Below are 17,321 nucleotides of genomic sequence, written 5' to 3'. Positions count from 1 at the left end.
CCACGGCAGCCGAATTCAAGGGAGGAGACAAGATGATGAAGCGAGTGATGATGCTGGCCCTGGTGGGCGCGTTCTCGATTGGCATGCTCAGTGGCTGCAACACCGTCGCGGGCGCCGGCAAGGACATGCAGAAGGCGGGTGAGAAGGTCGAAGACAAGGCCAAGGACTGTAACGACGGCAAGTGCTGATGAACACGCGGTCCCATGGATCGCATCGATGAAACCACCACAGGAGAAACACATGAAGCGTTTGGTCGCCCTGATGTTGTTGTCGCTGTTCTCGGTCGCGGTGCTGTCTGGCTGCAATACCGTCGCCGGCGCTGGTAAGGATGTGCAGAAGGCTGGTGAGAAGGTTGAAGGCGCTGCCAAGGGCCATTGACCCTGCCGCGTCCACCCGATGAATGAAGAAGGCCGGCATTGCCGGCCTTCTTCTTGTCTGCGCTTTATTGCGCTTGCTGCATCGTCAGCCTGAATCGTCATTCACGGACATCAGTGCCCCACAACGCGGTGTGGACCCTGTGCCAACACCTGCTCCCACAAGATGGCCCCACGCGAATCAACCGCGTATCCCACAAGGAGCAGCGTAATGAACAAAGACATTATTTCCGGCAAGTGGACCCAGCTCAAAGGCAAGGTACAGGCCAAGTGGGGTGACATCACCGATGACGACATGAAGGTTGCCGAAGGCAACGCCGAATATCTGGCCGGGCGCCTGCAGGAGCGTTATGGCTGGGCCAAGGACCGCGCTGAAACCGAGGTGCGCGATTTCCAGAAAACCCTGCACGACGAGTATCCGGACTACCGTTGATCAACATCGCTTGAGCAATGGTGAAGGATCAATAACAAAGGGCCGCGAAAGCGGCCCTTTGTTTGTTTCAGATGTGTCCCCGGGCGGGCTGCTGTGGGAGCGGCGTAAGCCGCGAAGCTAGGGGCATCATCAGATGGCACATCTGGCACGTGCTTTGGCAATGTCAGCTTCGCGGCTTATGCCGCTCCCACAAAAACAAACCCAGATCCCGACAGGCGGCTGCTGCTCAGCGACCTGCGAAATCAGCGCCCACGTGCCGGCGGATCCGGCACGAAGCCGCTCGGGAACGCCTGTGGCGAGTTATCCACCCGCGGGTAACCGCGCGGCAGGATACCCATGGCAACCAAGCGCTGGCGCGAGTCGTAACGGATTTCGCTGACCTGCACCGGCGTGCGGCTGGCACGTTCGAAGTTGGTCAACGACGAACTGGACCACTCGCGCTCGCCATGGCCGGTGCCCAGCCGCTGCCGCGATTCGCTCTTGGCCATCGCGCTGGGCGCAGCGGCTTCGGCCGCACGCCCACTGGCGTTTGCGCTGGCCTCGGCGCGGTCTTCGTACTGCGGCATCGGGCGCGGCGACGGCCGTGGCATCGGCAATGGACGCACGTCGTAAACCGGCCGGCGTGCCTCGTTGAATACCGCGATGCCGATCACCCCCACATTGGCCGGGCGGCCGGTGCGGCTGGCGTAGCTGTCACTGGAGCGGGTGAACACGAACTGCGCGACTTCGGCGTTGGATTTGCGCCAACCGGTGATCTCGCTGCTCTGCCAGGGCTCCAGCACATAGCCGGACTGGCTGGCCGAGGCGGTCTGGCCGGTGATCGCGTTGACTCCATCCACCGACAGCACCACCAGTACGCGCTGGCCGCTGCGGTTTTCCATGCGCACGCTGTAACGGTGGCCCGGCTCGCCGGCCACCCATTGCTGGCCACGGTGGGCATGGGTTTCCAGCTCGGTATCGCGGTCGCGGTCGATCACCGACAGCAGCACCGGGCCCTCATCGGCCGGCCGGACCGGGCTGAACCCGCAAAGGGCGACAACCGACAACACACTGGCAATCAAACGGTACATGGCGCTGGCTCCTGGGCGGGGTACGTGGCCTTGAACGGCCGGGCGCGGGCAACGGGGTTGAAGGCGGGGACAGCTGCGGGCGGTTACACTGGCCCGGTTCATCCGCTCGTCAGCTTGGTTTACATGACTACCCGCGTCCTTACCGGCATTACCCCCTCCGGCACTCCCCACCTCGGCAACTACGTCGGCGCGATCCGCCCGGCCATTGCCGCCAGTCGCGCCTCGGATATCGAGAGCTTCTTCTTCCTGGCCGACCTGCACAGCCTGATCAAGGCGCAGGAGCCCGAGCGCACCCAGCGTTCGACCCTGGAGATCGCGGCCAGCTGGCTGGCCTGCGGCCTGGACCCGGACAAGGTGTGGTTCTACCGGCAGAGCGACATCCCGGAAACCACCGAGCTGATGTGGTTCCTCACTGTTGTTGCCAGCAAGGGCATCCTCAACCGCGCCCACGCCTACAAGGCCGCGGTGGACAAGAACCGCGAGGAGCAGCTGGACGACGATGCAGGCGTCAGCGCCGGCCTGTTCATGTACCCGGTGCTGATGGCCGCCGACATCCTGATCTTCAACGCCAACAAGGTGCCGGTGGGTCGTGACCAGATCCAGCACATCGAAATGGCGCGTGATTTCGCCCAGCGCTTCAACCATGTGTACGGCAAGGAATACTTCGCCCTGCCGGAAGTGATCATCGACGAACAGGTGGCCACCCTGGCCGGCCTGGACGGCCGCAAGATGAGCAAGAGCTACAGCAACACCATCCCGCTGTTCGTACCGCGCGAAGAGCTGAAGAAGCTGGTGTTCTCGATCCTCACCGATTCGCGCATGCCCGGCGAGCCCAAGGACACCGAAGGCTCGGCGCTGTTTCAGATGTACCAGGCCTTCGCCAGCCCGGAGCAGACCGCTGGTTTTGCCAAGGCCTTCGCCGAGGGCATCAGCTGGGGCGATGCCAAGCAGCAGCTGTTCGAGCGTATCGACGCCGAGCTGTCGCCGCTGCGCGAGCGCTACAACGCACTGATGGCAGAACCCGAAAAGATCGAAGCCATCCTGCGCAAGCGTGGCCAGCAGCTGCGCGAGCAGTTCGCCATTCCGTTGCTGAAGGAACTGCGCCATGCCGTCGGCCTGCGCGACCTGTCCGCTGCCGGCGACAAGCCCAAGGCCGAAGTCGCTGCCAAGGCGGCGTTGCCGCTGTTCAAGCAGTACCGCGAAAAGGACGGCCGCTTCTACTTCAAGCTGCTCGATGGCGAAGGCGAACTGCTGATCCAGAGCGAAGGCTTTGATTCGCCGCGCGATGCCGGCCAGCTGATCGCCGTGCTCAAGCAGGCCGAGCAGGGCGATGCGCTGCAGAGCGAGTTGTTCAAGGTTGAAACGGAAGTAGAGCCGGTGCTGGCGGCATTGCGCGAACTGCGCGAGGCTGCGGCAAAGGAATGATCCCCTGGGGAGGAGCACGTCGATGGCCTGGTTGTCGTTGTTGTTGTTTCTCCCCTGGTTCTGCGTGATGGGGGCGCTGTACTGGTGGTTTCCACGCCAGCCGCGTAGCCGCAGGCGCACGGTATTCGATGCAGCCATGCTGGTGCTGGCCTTGGTGGCCAGCATTGGCTTCATGTTGTGGGGCTATCAGGTGGGTGCGGCCGAGGTTGCCGAGGGGCTGTGGAAGCAGATCCTGGCAGTGCTGTATGCCTATGGCGGCTTCCTGGCGGTGATGGTGCTGGCGCTGCTGCTGCGCCCACGCGTACTGCAGCCCTAGGCCGACGCGGCTGCGACAAAAGTCCGGGTTGAGTGGCGCGGTGGGGGCTGGCAGGATCGAAGCCAGTATCTGCCGGAGTCCTTGCATGTCCCTTGCCCATGGCATCCACACCATCGATACCGCGTTCCAGCGCGATCACTTCGATGCGGCCTATCTGATCGTGCAGGACGGGCGCGGCGCGTTCGTTGATTGTGGCACCACCCATTCGCAGCCTCATCTGCTGGCCTGCATCGCGCAGGCAGGCCTGCAACCGGCCGACATCGACTGGTTGATCCTCACCCATGTGCATCTGGACCACGCTGGCGGCACCGGCGCACTGATGCAGCAGCTGCCCAATGCCAGGCTGGTGGTGCACCCGCGCGGCGCCCAGCACATGATTGATCCGGCCCGGCTGATTGCCGGTGCCACCGCGGTGTATGGGCAGGACGAGATGGCACGCAGTTACGGTGAGATCGTGCCGGTGCCCGCCGAACGGGTGGTGGTGGCCGAGGACGGGCATCGTGTTTCGCTGGCCGGCCGCGTGCTGGTCTGCGTGGATACGCCGGGACATGCACGCCACCATTTCTGCGTCTGGGATGCGGCCAGCCGCAGCTGGTTCACCGGCGATACCTTCGGCCTGTCCTACCGCGAGCTGGATCATGCCGCTGGCGCTTTCATCATCCCAACCTCCTCGCCGGTGCAGTTCGAGCCGGAGGCGATGCATGCCTCGATCGAACGGCTGATGCGCGAGGCGCCCGAGGCCATGTATCTGACTCACTACGGTCGCGTGGAAGGCACGGCGCGGTTGGCGAAGGAACTGCATGAGCAGATCGACGCGATGGTGGCCATTGCATTGCGTTGCAAGGGCGAGCCGCAGCGACACCGCCTGCTGGTGGATGCACTGGGCGCGTTGTATGTAGCGCGATTGCGGCTGCAGGGCAGCCCGCTGGACGCCTCGGAAGTACTGCGTGTGCTGGCCATGGATATCGAACTCAACGCTCAAGGCCTGGCCTGCTGGCTGGACCGCGAAAAACGCTGAAGGCCGGCAGGTTTCCGGTAGTGCCGAGCCCTGCTCGGCTGTGGCTTTCCCGGGAAAGCAGCAGGTAAATGTTGGCGCGGCGTACGCCGCGAAGCCGCCATTGCCGGAATTACGGATTGGCCTGCAATCTGCCGGATTCCTGGCTTCGCGGCTTACGCCGCTCCTACAAGGCAATGCCGGTTAGAATTTGCCATTCATTCTGTCGTTGGTAGTTGCCTTGAATCCGATGCGCATCCTGCTGCTTTCTTCCTGCCTGTTTGTCGGCGGCGTCGCATCTGCGGCCAATGACCTGCCTGGCGGTGGCATCGACCCGGAAGCGTTGTCGCGGCATGTGCGCATTCTTGCCTCCGACGAGTTCGAGGGCCGGGCGCCGGCAAGCAAGGGCGAACAGCGCACCATCGACTATCTGGTCGAGGAATTCCGCAAGGCTGGCCTGCAGCCGGGCGGCAAGGACGGCAGTTGGGTGCAGGAAGTGCCGCTGGTACGCGCGACGGTGAACGGTGAGGTCGCTGCCAGTCTGTCGCTGAATGGCAAGGCCCAACCGCTGGTCAACGGTGAAGACATCACCTTGCAGAGCCTGAGCCCGTTGGGTGTGGTCGACCAGCAGGACACGCCGCTGGTATTCATCGGCTACGGCATTTCCGCGCCGGAACGGCATTGGGACGATTACAAGGGTCTGGACCTGAGCGGCAAGATCGCCGTCGTGCTGATCAACGATGCCGACTTCGAGGCCGATGCACCGGGTGCGTTCGACGGCAAGGCCGTTACCTACTACGGCCGCTGGACCTACAAGTTCGAGGAAGCCGCACGTCGCGGCGCCGAAGGCGTGCTGATCGTGCACGAGACCGCGCCGGCCGCGTATCCGTGGGCGACGGTGAAGGCATCCGGCACTTCGCCGCTGTTCGATATCGAACGCAGCAAGGAAGACGCGCTGGCCGCACATACGCCGGTACGCGGCTGGATGCAGCGGGCTTTGGCCGAGCGCATCTTCAGTGCCGCCGGGCTGGATTTCGAGACCGAAAAACGCAAGGCGATGCGCGCCGATTTCCAGCCCGTGGCGCTGGGTGATGCGCGGCTTTCCACCAGCTTCTGGGTGGACCGCGAGCGCGTGGTGAGCCGCAACGTGGTGGCCAAGCTGGAAGGCAGCAGCCATCCGCAGGAATCGGTGATCTTCTCCGCCCACTGGGACGCCTTCGGTATCGGCCAGCCGGACGCAAACGGCCAGACCGTGCGCCACGGCGCCATCGACAACGCCACCGGCGTGGCCTCGGTGCTGGAGCTGGGCCGGGTGTTCGCCGCCGGCCCGCGTCCGCAGCGCTCGTTGTACTTCATTGCATTGACGGCCGAAGAGAAGGGCCTGCTCGGTGCCAGCTATTACGCCGCGCATCCGCTGGCACCGCTGGAAACCACCGCGGCGGTATTGAACATCGAGATGTTCAGCCCGGATGGCGAGACGGTGGATATCGCCACCTGGGGCAATGGCCGCGTCTCGCTGGAGAACGATGTGCAGCGCGTGGCGCAGGCACGTGGCCGACGCTGGTCGCCGGACCCCAATCTGGAAGCGGGTTTCTTCTACCGCGCCGATCACTTTGCGTTTGCGCGCAAGGGTGTACCGGCGATCACCGTCGGCGCCGGCCTGGACAAGCTGGAGGGTGGTGTTGCCGCCGGTCGCGCGCTGCGTGATGCCTACTTCGCCAAGTGCTACCACCAGGCCTGCGATGCGTGGACGCCGCAGTGGGATGCGCGCGGCCTGGCTGCCGACACCTTGTTGGTCTATGACATGGGTTTGGAATTGGCCAATAGCCGGCATTGGCCGACATGGCAGAAGGGCGCGGAGTTCAGGGCTGCGCGCGAAGCCAGCGATGCTGCCCGGCGCTGAGTGATGTGAAGGCCGGCTGGCTGATGCTGCCGGCGTTCTGCTTTTCAGCTCTTTGCGCTTTGTTTTCCGCTTTCCGAATTCCGCATTTATGCCGTCATTCCCGCCTGCGCGGGAATGACGGCATACGGGCATAAAGCCAAAGCCAGCACCAAAGCCGAAGCTATTACTGGCGCGTCCCATCCAGCCAGTTCGGCCCCTTGTTCTTCAGAAAGAACACATAGACCACCAGCGACACCGCGATCACCGCAGTCACATACATGGCGAACGCATCCACGTGGCCGGTCTTCAGTGCGCCCTGGTACAACAACGGTGCCGTGCCGCCGAACAGCGAATTGGCCATCGCATAGCCAAAGCCAACACCCAGCGCACGCACGTGTGTGGGAAACAATTCGGCCTTCACCACCGCGTTGATCGAGGTATAGCCCGTCAGGATCACAAAGCCAACAGCCAGCACCATGAATGCCCTGAACGCATCATGCTGCTGCGGCAGCGCGGTGATCATGTACCAGCTGTAGAGCACGCCGCCGACGCCGAAGAACACCAGCAGGCTCTTGCGTCCGACCCTATCCGACAACCAACCGCCAACCGGCTGCAGCAGCATCAGGAAGGTCAGCACGCCGAGGTTGATCAGCGTACCGGTCATCACGTCATCGCCCGCAAACGCGCTCTGGATCATCTTCGGTCCGTTCACCGAATAGGTGTAGAACGCGACCGTGCCACCGGCGGTGATCAGGAAGCACAGCAGTAACGGCCGCCACTGGTGCACGAACAATTCGTACATGGAGCCGGAGGCCTTGGCGCGGCCTTCCTTCGCGGCCTCGATCTGGTCCTGGTTGAGTGACTCGTCCATGCTGCGGCGCAGCCAGAACACCACGATGGCGGCAATGCCGCCGATGCCGAAGGCGATGCGCCAACCCCAGGCCGAGATTTCGGGTTTTTCCCACAACAGCAGCATTGCCAGCAGGGTCAGCTGGGCCAGCACATGGCCGCCGACCAGGGTCACGTAGTGGAAGGACGACAGGAAGCCGCGGCGGCCTGGGATGGCCGCTTCGGACATGTAGGTGGCGCTGGTGCCGTACTCACCGCCGGTGGCAAAGCCCTGCGCCAGCCGCGCGATCAGCAGGATCAAGGCCGCTGCGCCACCAATCTGCGAGGCGGTCGGGGTGATCGCGATCAGGAACGAGCAGGCCGCCATCACCGTCACCGACACGGTCAAGGCGCGGCGGCGACCGTAGCGGTCGGCGAAGCGGCCGAAGTACCAGGCACCGATCGGGCGCATCAGGAAGGTGGCAGCGAAGATCGCCCACACATAGATGGTGGAGTTCTTGTCGGCGGCCGAAAAGAACTGTGATTCAAAGTAAACCGCGAACACCGAGTAGACATAGACGTCGTACCACTCCACCAGGTTGCCGGCCGAGCCCTTCAAGGTGTTGGAGATGGAACGGCGCAGCGCGGCGCGATCGGAGGCTGCCGGTGCGGCGGCGGTGGGGGTGTTCATGCAGGCGGTGTCCTCGCGGGGTGGCCAAGGCCGGGCGATGCACGCAGCAGGGCCAGGCGAATGGCTTCACCCTACCGCAGCCGGCGTCTGCATGACGTAGTCAGTCTTGCCAAGCGAATACAGCATGCCGTTTTTCAGACTGATCTCCGTGCCGGGGTGGCCTAGAATCCACTTTCCCCCGAATGGTGGCACCGCCTCATGTCCTCCCCCGAATCCGCGCCGGCTGCTCCTCCCAGGGGTGGCCTTGTCGTTCTGGCCTTGTTCCTGGTCTACGTGGTGTGGGGGTCCACCTATCTCGGCATCCATCTGGCACTGGAAAGCGGCCTGCCACCGTTGACGGTGATTTCAGGTACGCGCTTTGTAATTGCCGGCAGCGTGCTGTACGCCTTGCTGCGCTGGCGCGGTGTGGCCGCGCCGACCCGCGCGCAATGGAAGACGCTGGCGGTGATGGGCCTGTGTCTGCTGTTCCTCGGCAACGGCATGGTGGTGTTGGCCGAACGCGACGTCTCTTCCGGTCTGGCGGCGGTCGCGGTGGCCTCGGTGCCGTTGTGGATGGCGCTGTTCTCGGCCATCCGGGGTGAGAAGGTTACCGGCGGCGAATGGCTGGGCATCGCCGTTGGCTTCGTCGGCGTGGTCTGGCTCAACGCCGGCAGCAGCCTGACCGCGACCCCCACCGGCTTGATCCTGCTGCTGATTGCGCCGTTGGGCTGGGCGGCCGGTTCGATCTGGTCGCGCGGCCGCGACCTGCCATCGCCGTTCATGACCGCTGCCGGGCAGATGCTCTGCGGCGGCGTGATCCTGGTCTGCGCCGGCCTGCTGCGCGGTGAGCGCATCAACGCCTGGCCCAACCTGCAGGGCCTGTTGTCGGTGAGCTACCTGACCGTATTCGGCTCGATCATCGCTTTCACCGCTTATGTGTGGCTGCTGCACAACGTGCGGCCGGTACTGGCCAGCAGCTATGCCTACGTCAATCCGGTGATCGCCGTGGCCTTGGGCGCTTGGATCGCGCATGAGCGCTTCAGCATTTCCGATCTCGGCGCGATGGCGGTGATTCTGGCTGGCGTCGTGGTCATCACTCTTGCAAGGCTGCGTCGCGCATGAACAGCAACAGCGAACACCGCAACGGCCTGTGGGCCACCACCCTGGCCTTCGTCATCTGGGGGCTGTTCCCGCTGTACTGGCACCTGCTCAAGGAGGTGCCGTCGTTCCTGATCATTGCCCACCGCATCGTCTGGAGCGCGGTATTGCTGGTTGGCGGGCTGAGCATCGTGCGCGGCTGGGGCTGGTTGACGGAGGTATGGGCAACGCCACGGCGGTTTTGGCTGCTGGGTCTGTCCAGTCTGCTGATCGCGCTGAACTGGAGCTTGTACATCTGGGCGGTGAATGCCGGCCACGTGGTTGAAACCAGCCTGGGTTACTTCATCAATCCGCTGCTCAGCGTGTTGCTGGGGGTGGTGGTGCTGGGCGAACGGCTGGGCAAGCTGCAGTGGCTGGCGGTGGGGTTGGCCGCCCTCGGCGTGGCCTGGCTGACCTGGCAGAGCGGGCGCCCACCGTGGATCGCCATTGGCCTGTCCATCACCTTTGGCCTGTACGGCCTGCTGCGCAAGCTGGTGGTGGTCGATGCGGTGAGCGGGCTGGGCGTGGAAAGCCTGTTCATGGTGGCACCGGCGCTGGCCTATGTGATCTGGTCCGAGGCCGGCCATGGCGGTGGTTTCATTTCCGGCTGGGGCGTTGGCAACGACGTGCTGCTGGTGCTGGCCGGTGCGGTCAGCGCGATACCGCTGATCGCCTTTGCCTTTGGCGTGCGGCGGGTGCCGCTGACCGTGGTGGGCCTGCTGCAGTACATCGCGCCGACCCTGCAGTTCCTGGTAGGTGTGCTGGTGTTCCGTGAAGCCTTCAATGCCAATCAGCTGGTCGGTTTCTGCCTGATCTGGGCCGGGCTGGTGGTGTTTGCGGTGGCCGGCGTACGCAAGGCGCGGATGGCGCGCGTGGTCTCGCCAGCGGCCTAAGCAGCGCTCGAGTAGCCCGGGTAAGCGCAGCGCCCCCGGGGCCGTTGGCGCACGCTTTGATGAAACCGTATCGCCGACTCCCGGGTGCGCTGCGCTTACCCGGGCTACGCTGCTGGCAGTGCAGCGGGCCACTCAGCGGTTGATGACAGCTTCGATACGATGCCCGTCGGGGTCGATCAGGAACGCCGCGTAGTACTGCGCGCCATAGTCCGGGCGCAATCCCGGCGCACCGTTGTCGCGGCCACCGACGGCGAGTGCCTGCGCATGGAAGCGATCGACCGCCGCCTGATCGGGTGCGGCGAAGGCCAGGTGGAAGCCGGCGCTTGGCGCGCGCACCTCGCTGCGCAGTTTCAGGCAGAACATGTCCTGGTCGTCGACCAGACCATAGCCGATGGCGGTTTCGTCCTCGAACACGCGACGGAAACCCAGCGCGCCCAGCGCGGCATCGTAGAACGCAGCGCTCAGCGCAAGATCGGTGACCGGGAAGGAAACGTGATGCAGCATTGGAACCGACCTGCCGATTGTTGAGGATGCGCCGACGTTAGCGGTTTGGCGGCGATGTGTCTGCTGTTGGCTTGCGCAGCCCCGCAATCACCGTAGTCCGGGTAAGCGCAGCGCACCCGGGGCTTTTGGCGCACAGTCGATCCCTCGTTCCCGGGTGCGCTGCGCTTACCCGGGCTACGGCGCTATTGGCAGTCATATCCGTCCCGCACAAACAGAAACGGCGCCCAAAAGGCGCCGTTTTTGTTTGCTATCAGCAGCGGCTTACTTGGCTGCGTTGCTGTCCTTGTTCTTCATCATCGCGTCGCGGTTGGCCTTGAACGGATTGCCTTCATACCAGTTCGGCCAGGCATCGCCGCCGGCCAGCTGCTGGCCAACGCCGTACAACAGCTCCAGGTCTTCGACGATGCCGTCGAGCTTCCAGGTGGCCGGGTCGTACTCGTCCTTGGGGCCGTGGTAGCGGTCCTTGCCATAGGCTTCGGCCGCACGCTTGCCGGCCTCGACGCCGCCGTCGATCAGGTCTTCGCCGCCATCGGCATACAGTGCCGGCACGCCGGCCTTGGCGAAGTTGAAGTGATCGGAGCGGAAGTAGAAGCCGCTCTGCACCGAACTTTCCGCATGCAGGGTACGGCCCTGCTTGGCCGCCAGCGGCTTGAGCAGGTCTTCCAGCTCGGAGCTGCCAAAGCCCGTCACGGTGAGGTCACGCGCGCGGCCATTGACCGACATCGCATCGATGTTGATCACGCCGGCAATCTTGTCCAGCGGGAAGGTCGGGTGGTTCACGTAGTACTGCGAACCGAGCAGGCCGGATTCCTCCAGCGTCACCGCCAGGAACACCACCGAGCGTTCCGGCGGGGTCTGCTGATGGGTCATGGCGTCGGCCACTTCCAGAATGCCGGCCACGCCGGTGGCGTTGTCGACCGCACCGTTGTAGATGTTGTCGCCTTCCTCGCCCTCATGCTTGCCCAGGTGGTCCCAGTGCGCCATGTACAGCACGGCTTCGTCGGCACGCTTGCTGCCCGGCAGGACGCCGACCACGTTGCGCGATTTCTTCTGCGCGATGGTGCTCTTCAGGTCCAGCGACAGCCGCGCGTTCAACGGCGCCGGCTTGAAGCCACGCTTGCTGGCATCCTTGTAGGCCTTGTCCAGATCCAGCCCGGCATCGGCGAACAGCGTGCGTGCGGCCTCGGCGCTGAGCCAGCCCTGTGCCTGCAGGCGCGGCTGCTTGTCTTCGGCGGCCGGCAGGTCGTACTGCGCGCCGCCCCAGGAGTTCTTCACCACGTCCCAGCCATACGAGGCACCAGCGCTGTCATGCACGATCAGCGCGGCGGCGGCGCCCTTGCGTGCGGCTTCCTCGAACTTGTAGGTCCAGCGCCCGTAATAGGTCATGCGCTTGCCATCGAACAGCTTGGCGTCGTCGGTGTGGAAGCCGGGGTCGTTGACGAACATCACCACCGTTTTGCCCTTCCAGTCCTGGCCGGTGTAATCGTTCCAGTTCTGTTCGGGCGCATCCACGCCGTAACCGACGAAGACCAGCTCGCTGTTGTCGATCTTGATTTCTGGCTGGCCGCTGCGGGTGCCGATCACCATGTCGGTGCCAAACACCAGGTCGCGGCTGGCGTCGCCCTGCTGGATCTTCAGCACGGTGCTCGGCTCGGCCGTGGTCTCGGTCATCGGCACTTCCTGGAACCAGCTGTCGCCGTTGCCCGGCTGCAGGCCGATGCGCTGCATCTGGTCGCGGATGTAGTTGACCGTCAGCTCCTCGCCGTTGCTGCCGGGGGCGCGGCCTTCAAATTCGTCCGAGGCCAGGGTCTTCACCAGCTCGCCGAAGTCGGCTGCGTTGATGCCGCCGGCAAAGGTGTGGGCCGGGGCCGGTGCAGGGGCGGGCGCGGGGGCCGCCGGTGCCGGCGCCTCCTGCTTGCAGGCGGCCAGGGCCGCGGCGGCGGCCAGGCACAACAACAGTTTGCGTTGCATGAAAACTCCGGGTTGCAAGGTCGAACCCGGATTCTAGGCAGGATTGGCCTGCAATGCGCGTTCAGCGCGGCGCGGTTTCACTGTCGAAACGCTGCGGCGTGGCACCGGTGACCGGGCCGATCTTGGCCGAGTCGTGCACCAGCAGGGTGACTTCGCGCTCGAATACCAGCTGGCCTTCGACCACGGCGTTCGGGCCGATCACGACGCGCGGCTTGCGCGGCGCGGTCAGCGAGATGCCAAACGAAGGGCGATTGACCTTGATGCCGCCTTTGACCACCGAGTCGATGCCGACGGTGATGTCGCCATTGACGGTTTCGATGTCGCCATCCAGCTGTACGCCGACCAGGCCGATGCTGCCGTTGACGGTTTCGACATCGCCGCCGATGCGGCTGCCACGGTCCACATAGATGCCGCCGTTGACGGTATCCAGGCCGCGCGCCAGCACCAGGTTGCGGCCGGTGCGGATGCCGCCATTGACCGTCTCGATGTTGCGCGCCTGCACATTGTCTTCGGCGCGTACGCTGCCGTTCACGGTTTCAACCCCGCGCGCCTGTACCCCGGCGGCCAGCTTGATGCTGCCATTGACCGTTTCCAGGTCGCCATAGGTGGCGCCGGCATCGGTCTGGATGCTGCCATTGACCTTGCTGATGTCGTCGGCAGCCAGCACCAGCGGGGCGTTCGCACTCAGCAGCAGGAGCAGGAATAAACGTTTCATGAGATCTCCGCGATGGAAATACCGAGGGACAGGGCGGCATAGCATCATGCTTGGGTACAATCCGCATCTGCCTGAAGTCACTGGAACCTCTTTGCGCCAGCCCAGTCAACAGCCTTGCCCCCAGCGGCTTGCGGCCCAGCCGCAGTGGCGCGGCAGTTGCCTGCTGATCCTGGCGTTGCTGGCCGGGCCGTTGCTGGCGCAGAACACTTCACGCGATACCGAGAAGAAGCTGCAGCAGCTGCGCGGCGAGCTCAAGAGCGTGGCGCAGGAGCGGCGGCAGCTGGAAGGGCAGCGTGGCCAGGCCAGCCAACGCCTGCGCGAGGCCGACCAGAAGGTCGCCCGCAGTGGCCGCGCGGTTGCCGAGGCCGAGGCTGCCGTGCAGCGCGAACAACAATCACTGAGTGCGCTGCAGCAGCGCCGGGCCACGCTGGAAAGCGGCCTGGCCCAGCAGCGCCAGCAACTGGCCACGCTGTTGCGCGGTGCCTACCAGCTCGGCAATCACGCCCCCTTGAAGCTGTTGCTGTCGCAGGACACCGTGGCCGATGCCAACCGCGAGCTGGCCTACCACCGCTATCTGCAACGCGAGCGGGCCAAGGCAATTGCCGGCCTGACCACCGACCTGCAGGCGCTGACCAGCACCGAGCAGCAGATCGTGGCGCGCAGCAGGGAACTGGAGCAGGCCCGCGAACAGCAACGCCAGCAGGCCGCAGCCTTGGCCCAGGACCGTCGCCAACGTGCAACCGTGCTGACCGAACTGGACAGCCGCTACCAGGACCGCAGCCAGCGCGAACAAGCCCTCGGCAAGGACGCGCGCGCGCTGGAACAGGTGTTGGCCAGCCTGCGTGCGGCCGCCGCCCGGGCGGAAGCCGAGCGCCGCGCGGCTGCCCGTCGCGCCGCCGAACAGGCACGGCAGGCTGCGGCAGCCAACAGCGGTTCGAGCCGCAGCCCGGCACGGGCCACGCCGGGCAAGACACCGCCACGGGTAGTAGCCAACGCGCCGGCACCACGGGTGGGCGGGCTTGGCTGGCCGCTGTCGGGCAATCTGCTGGCCCGTTACGGCGGCCGCCTGCCGGACGGCCGCAGCAGCGCCGGCGTGCTGATCGGCGCGCCTGCCGGCAGCACGGTGACCGCCGTGGCCGATGGCACCGTGGTGTTCTCCGACTGGATGACCGGCTACGGCATGATCCTGATCGTCGACCACGGCAACGGCTACATGAGCCTGTACGCCCACAACGACACCCTGCTCAAGGATGCCGGCGCCACCATCAAGCGCGGCGATGCGGTGGCCAAGGTCGGCAATTCCGGTGGCCAGGGCGTCACCGCGCTGTACTTTGAACTGCGCCGCAACGGCCAGCCGGTGGACCCTTCGACCTGGCTGCAGCGGCAGTAACGGGGGCTGAGCGGCGCTGCCGCCGTTCGCACGGATTCAACGGGAATTTAGCCATGCTTCGCGCATAATCGGGGCCTGCGTGTTTGTTGCGCATCCGTTTTCTCATGGAGTGGTTCATGCGTGTAGCCCGTCTTGCTGCTGCCCTGCTGTTGGCCCTGTCACCGGCCCTGGCGTTTGCCCAGAGCGCCCCGGACACGGCGTCCAAGGCGGACGATCCGGATGCCAATGAATCGGTCACCTCACGCGTACCACTGGATGAGATCCGGCGTTTTGTCGGTGTCTACAACGCCGTGCGTGCGGCCTATGTGGATCCGGTTGATGACAAGAAGCTGATGCAGTCGGCCGTACGCGGCCTGCTGCTTGAGCTGGACCCGCACAGCACCTACTTCGACAAGGAAGATGCCGAAGCCTTTGACGAGCAGACCAACGGTGCCTACGAAGGCATTGGCGTGGAGGTGCTGCAGCAGAAGGACAACACCTTGAAGGTGGTGTCGCCTATCGACGGCACGCCGGCGGCAAGGGCTGGGCTGCAGGCCGGTGACCTGATCGTGGCCATCGATGGCACCCCGATCAACAGCATCGACGCCAGCGAACCGCTGCGCGGCAAGGCTGGCAGCGCGGTGGTGCTGACCATCGCCCGTGGCGAGCAGAAGCCCTTCGATGTCAGCGTGATGCGCGAGACCATCCGCGTCACCAGCGTGCGCAGCAAGATGCTGGAGCCGGGCTATGGCTATATCCGCATCAGCACTTTCCAGGCCGACACCGGCGCCGATTTCCAGAAGCAGTTGAACCAGTTGCAGAGCCAGGCTGGCGGCAAGTTGAAGGGGCTGGTGCTGGACCTGCGCAGCAACCCCGGCGGCCTGCTGACCGCCGCCGTGCAGGTAGCCGATGATCTGCTGGAGAAGGGCGGCATCGTCAGTACCCGTGGCCGCATTTCAATCAGCGATGCCAAGTTCGATGCCACCCCCGGCGACCTGCTCAAGGGCGCGCCGCTGGTGGTATTGGCCGATGCCGGCTCGGCCAGCGCCTCCGAAGTGCTGGCCGGCGCCCTGCGTGACAATGGCCGCGCCCGCGTGGTCGGCAGCCGTACCTTCGGCAAGGGCTCGGTGCAGACCGTGCTGCCGCTGGACAATGGCGATTCGGTCAAGCTGACCACCGCCCGTTACTACACCCCCAGCGGCCGCTCGATCCAGGCCACCGGCATTCTGCCGGACGTGGAGCTGGCGCCGGATCCGGCCGACGTGCCGAGCGATCTGCCAGCCAGCCTGAGCGATTACAGCGAGGCCAAGCTGCCAGGGCATCTGCGCGGCGATGACGAAGCGGTGGGCAGCAAGGCCGGCGTGGTATTGCCGGGCGATGCACCGATCCAGTCGGCACTGCAGGAACTCAAGCACCCCGGCTCGGTGGCGGCAGCGCAGGCGGCGGCGAAGGCCAAGGCCAAGCCCGTCAGCGCCGAAGTGAAGCCGGCAGAAGCTGCAAAACCGGCAGCTGCAACACCGGAAGCCAAGCCAGTCGAGGAAGAAAAACCCCTGTAGTGCCGAGCCATGCTCGGCAGGGGCCTCACCGGCAATATCGCAATATCGCCGCGTAGTGCCGAGCCATGCTCGGCAGGGCTTCACCGGCAATATTTCCGCGTAGTGCCGAGCCATGCTCGGCAGGGGCTTCACCGGCAATATTTCCGCGTAGTGCCGAGCCATGCTCGGCAGGGCGTCACCGGTAAGGCTTCAGCCGAACATGGTTCGGCTCTACCTTGGCGCCCGTTGCCTGCGATCCGATGTATCGCAGGCTTCGCGGCTGACGCCGCTCCCACAAAACAACAAATCGGCTAGAAGCCCTTGCGCTTGCGCAGCCGCCTGGCAATGGCCGCGCGCACATACAGCCCGTAAACAATGCCGAACAGAAAGCCGGCCACATGCGCCGACCAGGCCACCATGCCGAAGCTCGGGCCGATATAGGCAAACACCACCTGCAGGGCCGCCCACACGCCGATCAGCAGAAAGGCTGGCGCCCGCACAAATTCCAGGAACAATCCCAACGGCAGCACCACGCCCAGCTTGGCGCGCGGGAACAGGGTCAGATAGGTGCCCATCAAGGCCGACACCGCGCCACTGGCGCCGATGATGGTGCGTTCGGGCGAGCCGATCACATACAGCGCGGCAAGGTTGGCAACCGCGCCCCCGAACAGGAACAGCAGCAGCAGCCGCCACGGCCCCAGCACCCGCTCGGCAGGCAGGCCGAAGATCAGCAGGAACACCAGGTTGCCCAGCAGGTGTGACCAGTCGGCATGCAGAAACAGCGCGGTGAACAACCTTAATACGCTGCCATCACGCAAGGCCGCCCACCAGTCATGGCTGCTGCCCAGCCCGGTGGCCAGCGCACCCCAGTCCAGCCACAAGGTGCGCCGCGCCTCATCCGGTCGTGAGATCGACCATAGGAACGCGGCAAGCAAGGCAAGGCACAGCAGCGGCACTGCCCAGCGCAGACCTGTCTTATTTCTGGAAGGAATGGAGACGAACATGGGTCCGGAAGCCTAACCCGGCAGCGCTCGGGACGGGCTGGGAATATGTCTTTCGTCGTTATTGTTTAGTTAAGCACCGTGGGTGATACTGCATACGGCGTCGTATGTCGGGAGGGGACTCCGGCGCACCGTCAAGCGGCTTGGCTGCTTGGAGGTGCAGGCGCAAAACGACAATTACCGTTTACGGAGAGAGCTTCGAAT

17 protein-coding genes are annotated in these 17,321 nt (G+C 64.8%); 11 read left to right on the top strand and 6 right to left on the bottom strand.

Annotation, left to right across the window (positions count from 1 at the left end):
* Positions 1-35 precede the first annotated feature (35 nt).
* From ABE493_RS04140 to ABE493_RS04130, 3 genes are all read left to right on the top strand, one after another.
* The gene (locus tag ABE493_RS04140) at positions 36-188 is read left to right on the top strand and encodes an entericidin A/B family lipoprotein (RefSeq protein WP_346497566.1); all 153 of its coding nucleotides are present in this window, start codon (positions 36-38) and stop codon (positions 186-188) included.
* 52 nt (positions 189-240) lie between these two features.
* The gene (locus ABE493_RS04135; protein ID WP_062170399.1) at positions 241-378 is read left to right on the top strand and encodes an entericidin A/B family lipoprotein; all 138 of its coding nucleotides are present in this window, start codon (positions 241-243) and stop codon (positions 376-378) included.
* A gap of 207 nt (positions 379-585) precedes the next feature.
* A complete protein-coding gene (locus ABE493_RS04130) occupies positions 586-807 on the top strand; it encodes a CsbD family protein (RefSeq protein WP_346497563.1) in 222 nt (73 codons plus the stop codon).
* Between the two features lie 242 nt (positions 808-1,049).
* Here ABE493_RS04130 and ABE493_RS04125 read toward each other — a convergent pair whose 3' ends face one another.
* Positions 1,050-1,877, bottom strand: coding sequence for a hypothetical protein (locus ABE493_RS04125; protein WP_346497561.1), 828 nt, complete (start codon positions 1,875-1,877; stop codon positions 1,050-1,052).
* 123 nt (positions 1,878-2,000) lie between these two features.
* Here ABE493_RS04125 and ABE493_RS04120 point away from each other — a divergent pair, with 123 nt between their 5' ends.
* The 4 genes from ABE493_RS04120 (at position 2,001) to ABE493_RS04105 (ending at position 6,515) form a co-directional block, all read left to right on the top strand.
* Positions 2,001-3,302, top strand: a complete 1,302-nt coding sequence (locus ABE493_RS04120) for a tryptophan--tRNA ligase (protein WP_346497559.1) — start codon at positions 2,001-2,003, stop codon at positions 3,300-3,302.
* Positions 3,303-3,324: 22 nt separating this feature from the next.
* Positions 3,325-3,618, top strand: a complete 294-nt coding sequence (locus tag ABE493_RS04115) for a hypothetical protein (RefSeq protein WP_346497557.1) — start codon at positions 3,325-3,327, stop codon at positions 3,616-3,618.
* Positions 3,619-3,703: 85 nt separating this feature from the next.
* Positions 3,704-4,636 (top strand): MBL fold metallo-hydrolase, encoded by a 933-nt coding sequence (locus tag ABE493_RS04110; protein WP_346497555.1) that lies wholly within the window; start codon positions 3,704-3,706, stop codon positions 4,634-4,636.
* Positions 4,637-4,862: 226 nt separating this feature from the next.
* Positions 4,863-6,515, top strand: a complete 1,653-nt coding sequence (locus ABE493_RS04105; protein WP_346497731.1) for a M28 family metallopeptidase — start codon at positions 4,863-4,865, stop codon at positions 6,513-6,515.
* A gap of 163 nt (positions 6,516-6,678) precedes the next feature.
* Here the strand turns inward: ABE493_RS04105 and ABE493_RS04100 are convergent, their stop codons facing one another.
* The gene (locus tag ABE493_RS04100) at positions 6,679-8,013 is read right to left on the bottom strand and encodes an MFS transporter (RefSeq protein ID WP_346497553.1); all 1,335 of its coding nucleotides are present in this window, start codon (positions 8,011-8,013) and stop codon (positions 6,679-6,681) included.
* Positions 8,014-8,211: 198 nt separating this feature from the next.
* On the opposite strand from ABE493_RS04100, the gene yedA reads away from it, so the two are divergent.
* Entirely contained in the window at positions 8,212-9,114 is a 903-nt protein-coding gene (yedA, locus tag ABE493_RS04095; RefSeq protein WP_346497551.1) for a drug/metabolite exporter YedA, read from the top strand.
* Entirely contained in the window at positions 9,111-10,022 is a 912-nt protein-coding gene (gene rarD, locus ABE493_RS04090) for an EamA family transporter RarD (RefSeq protein WP_346497549.1), read from the top strand. Before yedA ends, rarD begins: the two co-directional genes overlap by 4 nt.
* Before the next feature lie 132 nt (positions 10,023-10,154).
* Here rarD and ABE493_RS04085 read toward each other — a convergent pair whose 3' ends face one another.
* The 3 genes from ABE493_RS04085 to ABE493_RS04075 all read right to left on the bottom strand — a co-directional run bounded on the left by ABE493_RS04085 (position 10,155) and on the right by ABE493_RS04075 (position 13,212).
* Positions 10,155-10,526, bottom strand: coding sequence for a VOC family protein (locus ABE493_RS04085; protein WP_346497547.1), 372 nt, complete (start codon positions 10,524-10,526; stop codon positions 10,155-10,157).
* A gap of 261 nt (positions 10,527-10,787) precedes the next feature.
* Positions 10,788-12,497 carry a M28 family metallopeptidase gene (locus tag ABE493_RS04080; RefSeq protein ID WP_346497545.1) on the bottom strand — a complete coding sequence of 570 codons (1,710 nt, stop codon included), beginning with the start codon at positions 12,495-12,497 and terminating at the stop codon, positions 10,788-10,790.
* Positions 12,498-12,558: 61 nt separating this feature from the next.
* Positions 12,559-13,212: a hypothetical protein gene (locus ABE493_RS04075; protein WP_346497543.1), complete on the bottom strand. Its 654-nt coding sequence runs from the start codon at positions 13,210-13,212 to the stop codon at positions 12,559-12,561.
* A 46-nt stretch (positions 13,213-13,258) separates the two neighbouring features.
* On the opposite strand from ABE493_RS04075, the gene ABE493_RS04070 reads away from it, so the two are divergent.
* Positions 13,259-14,602: a murein hydrolase activator EnvC family protein gene (locus tag ABE493_RS04070; RefSeq protein ID WP_430980712.1), complete on the top strand. Its 1,344-nt coding sequence runs from the start codon at positions 13,259-13,261 to the stop codon at positions 14,600-14,602.
* 116 nt (positions 14,603-14,718) lie between these two features.
* Positions 14,719-16,137, top strand: a complete 1,419-nt coding sequence (locus ABE493_RS04065) for a S41 family peptidase (protein WP_346497539.1) — start codon at positions 14,719-14,721, stop codon at positions 16,135-16,137.
* A gap of 290 nt (positions 16,138-16,427) precedes the next feature.
* On the opposite strand, the gene ABE493_RS04060 is transcribed toward ABE493_RS04065, so the two are convergent.
* Complete coding sequence (locus ABE493_RS04060; protein ID WP_346497537.1) at positions 16,428-17,120, bottom strand: rhomboid family intramembrane serine protease; 693 nt, start codon at positions 17,118-17,120, stop codon at positions 16,428-16,430.
* Positions 17,121-17,321 lie beyond the last annotated feature (201 nt).

The organism is Stenotrophomonas terrae (genome assembly GCF_039674165.1).
Taxonomy (GTDB): domain Bacteria; phylum Pseudomonadota; class Gammaproteobacteria; order Xanthomonadales; family Xanthomonadaceae; genus Stenotrophomonas; species Stenotrophomonas terrae_A.
The sequence above is the reverse complement of the archived record's forward strand: the minus strand, read 5'-3'. Positions and strand labels throughout refer to the sequence as shown.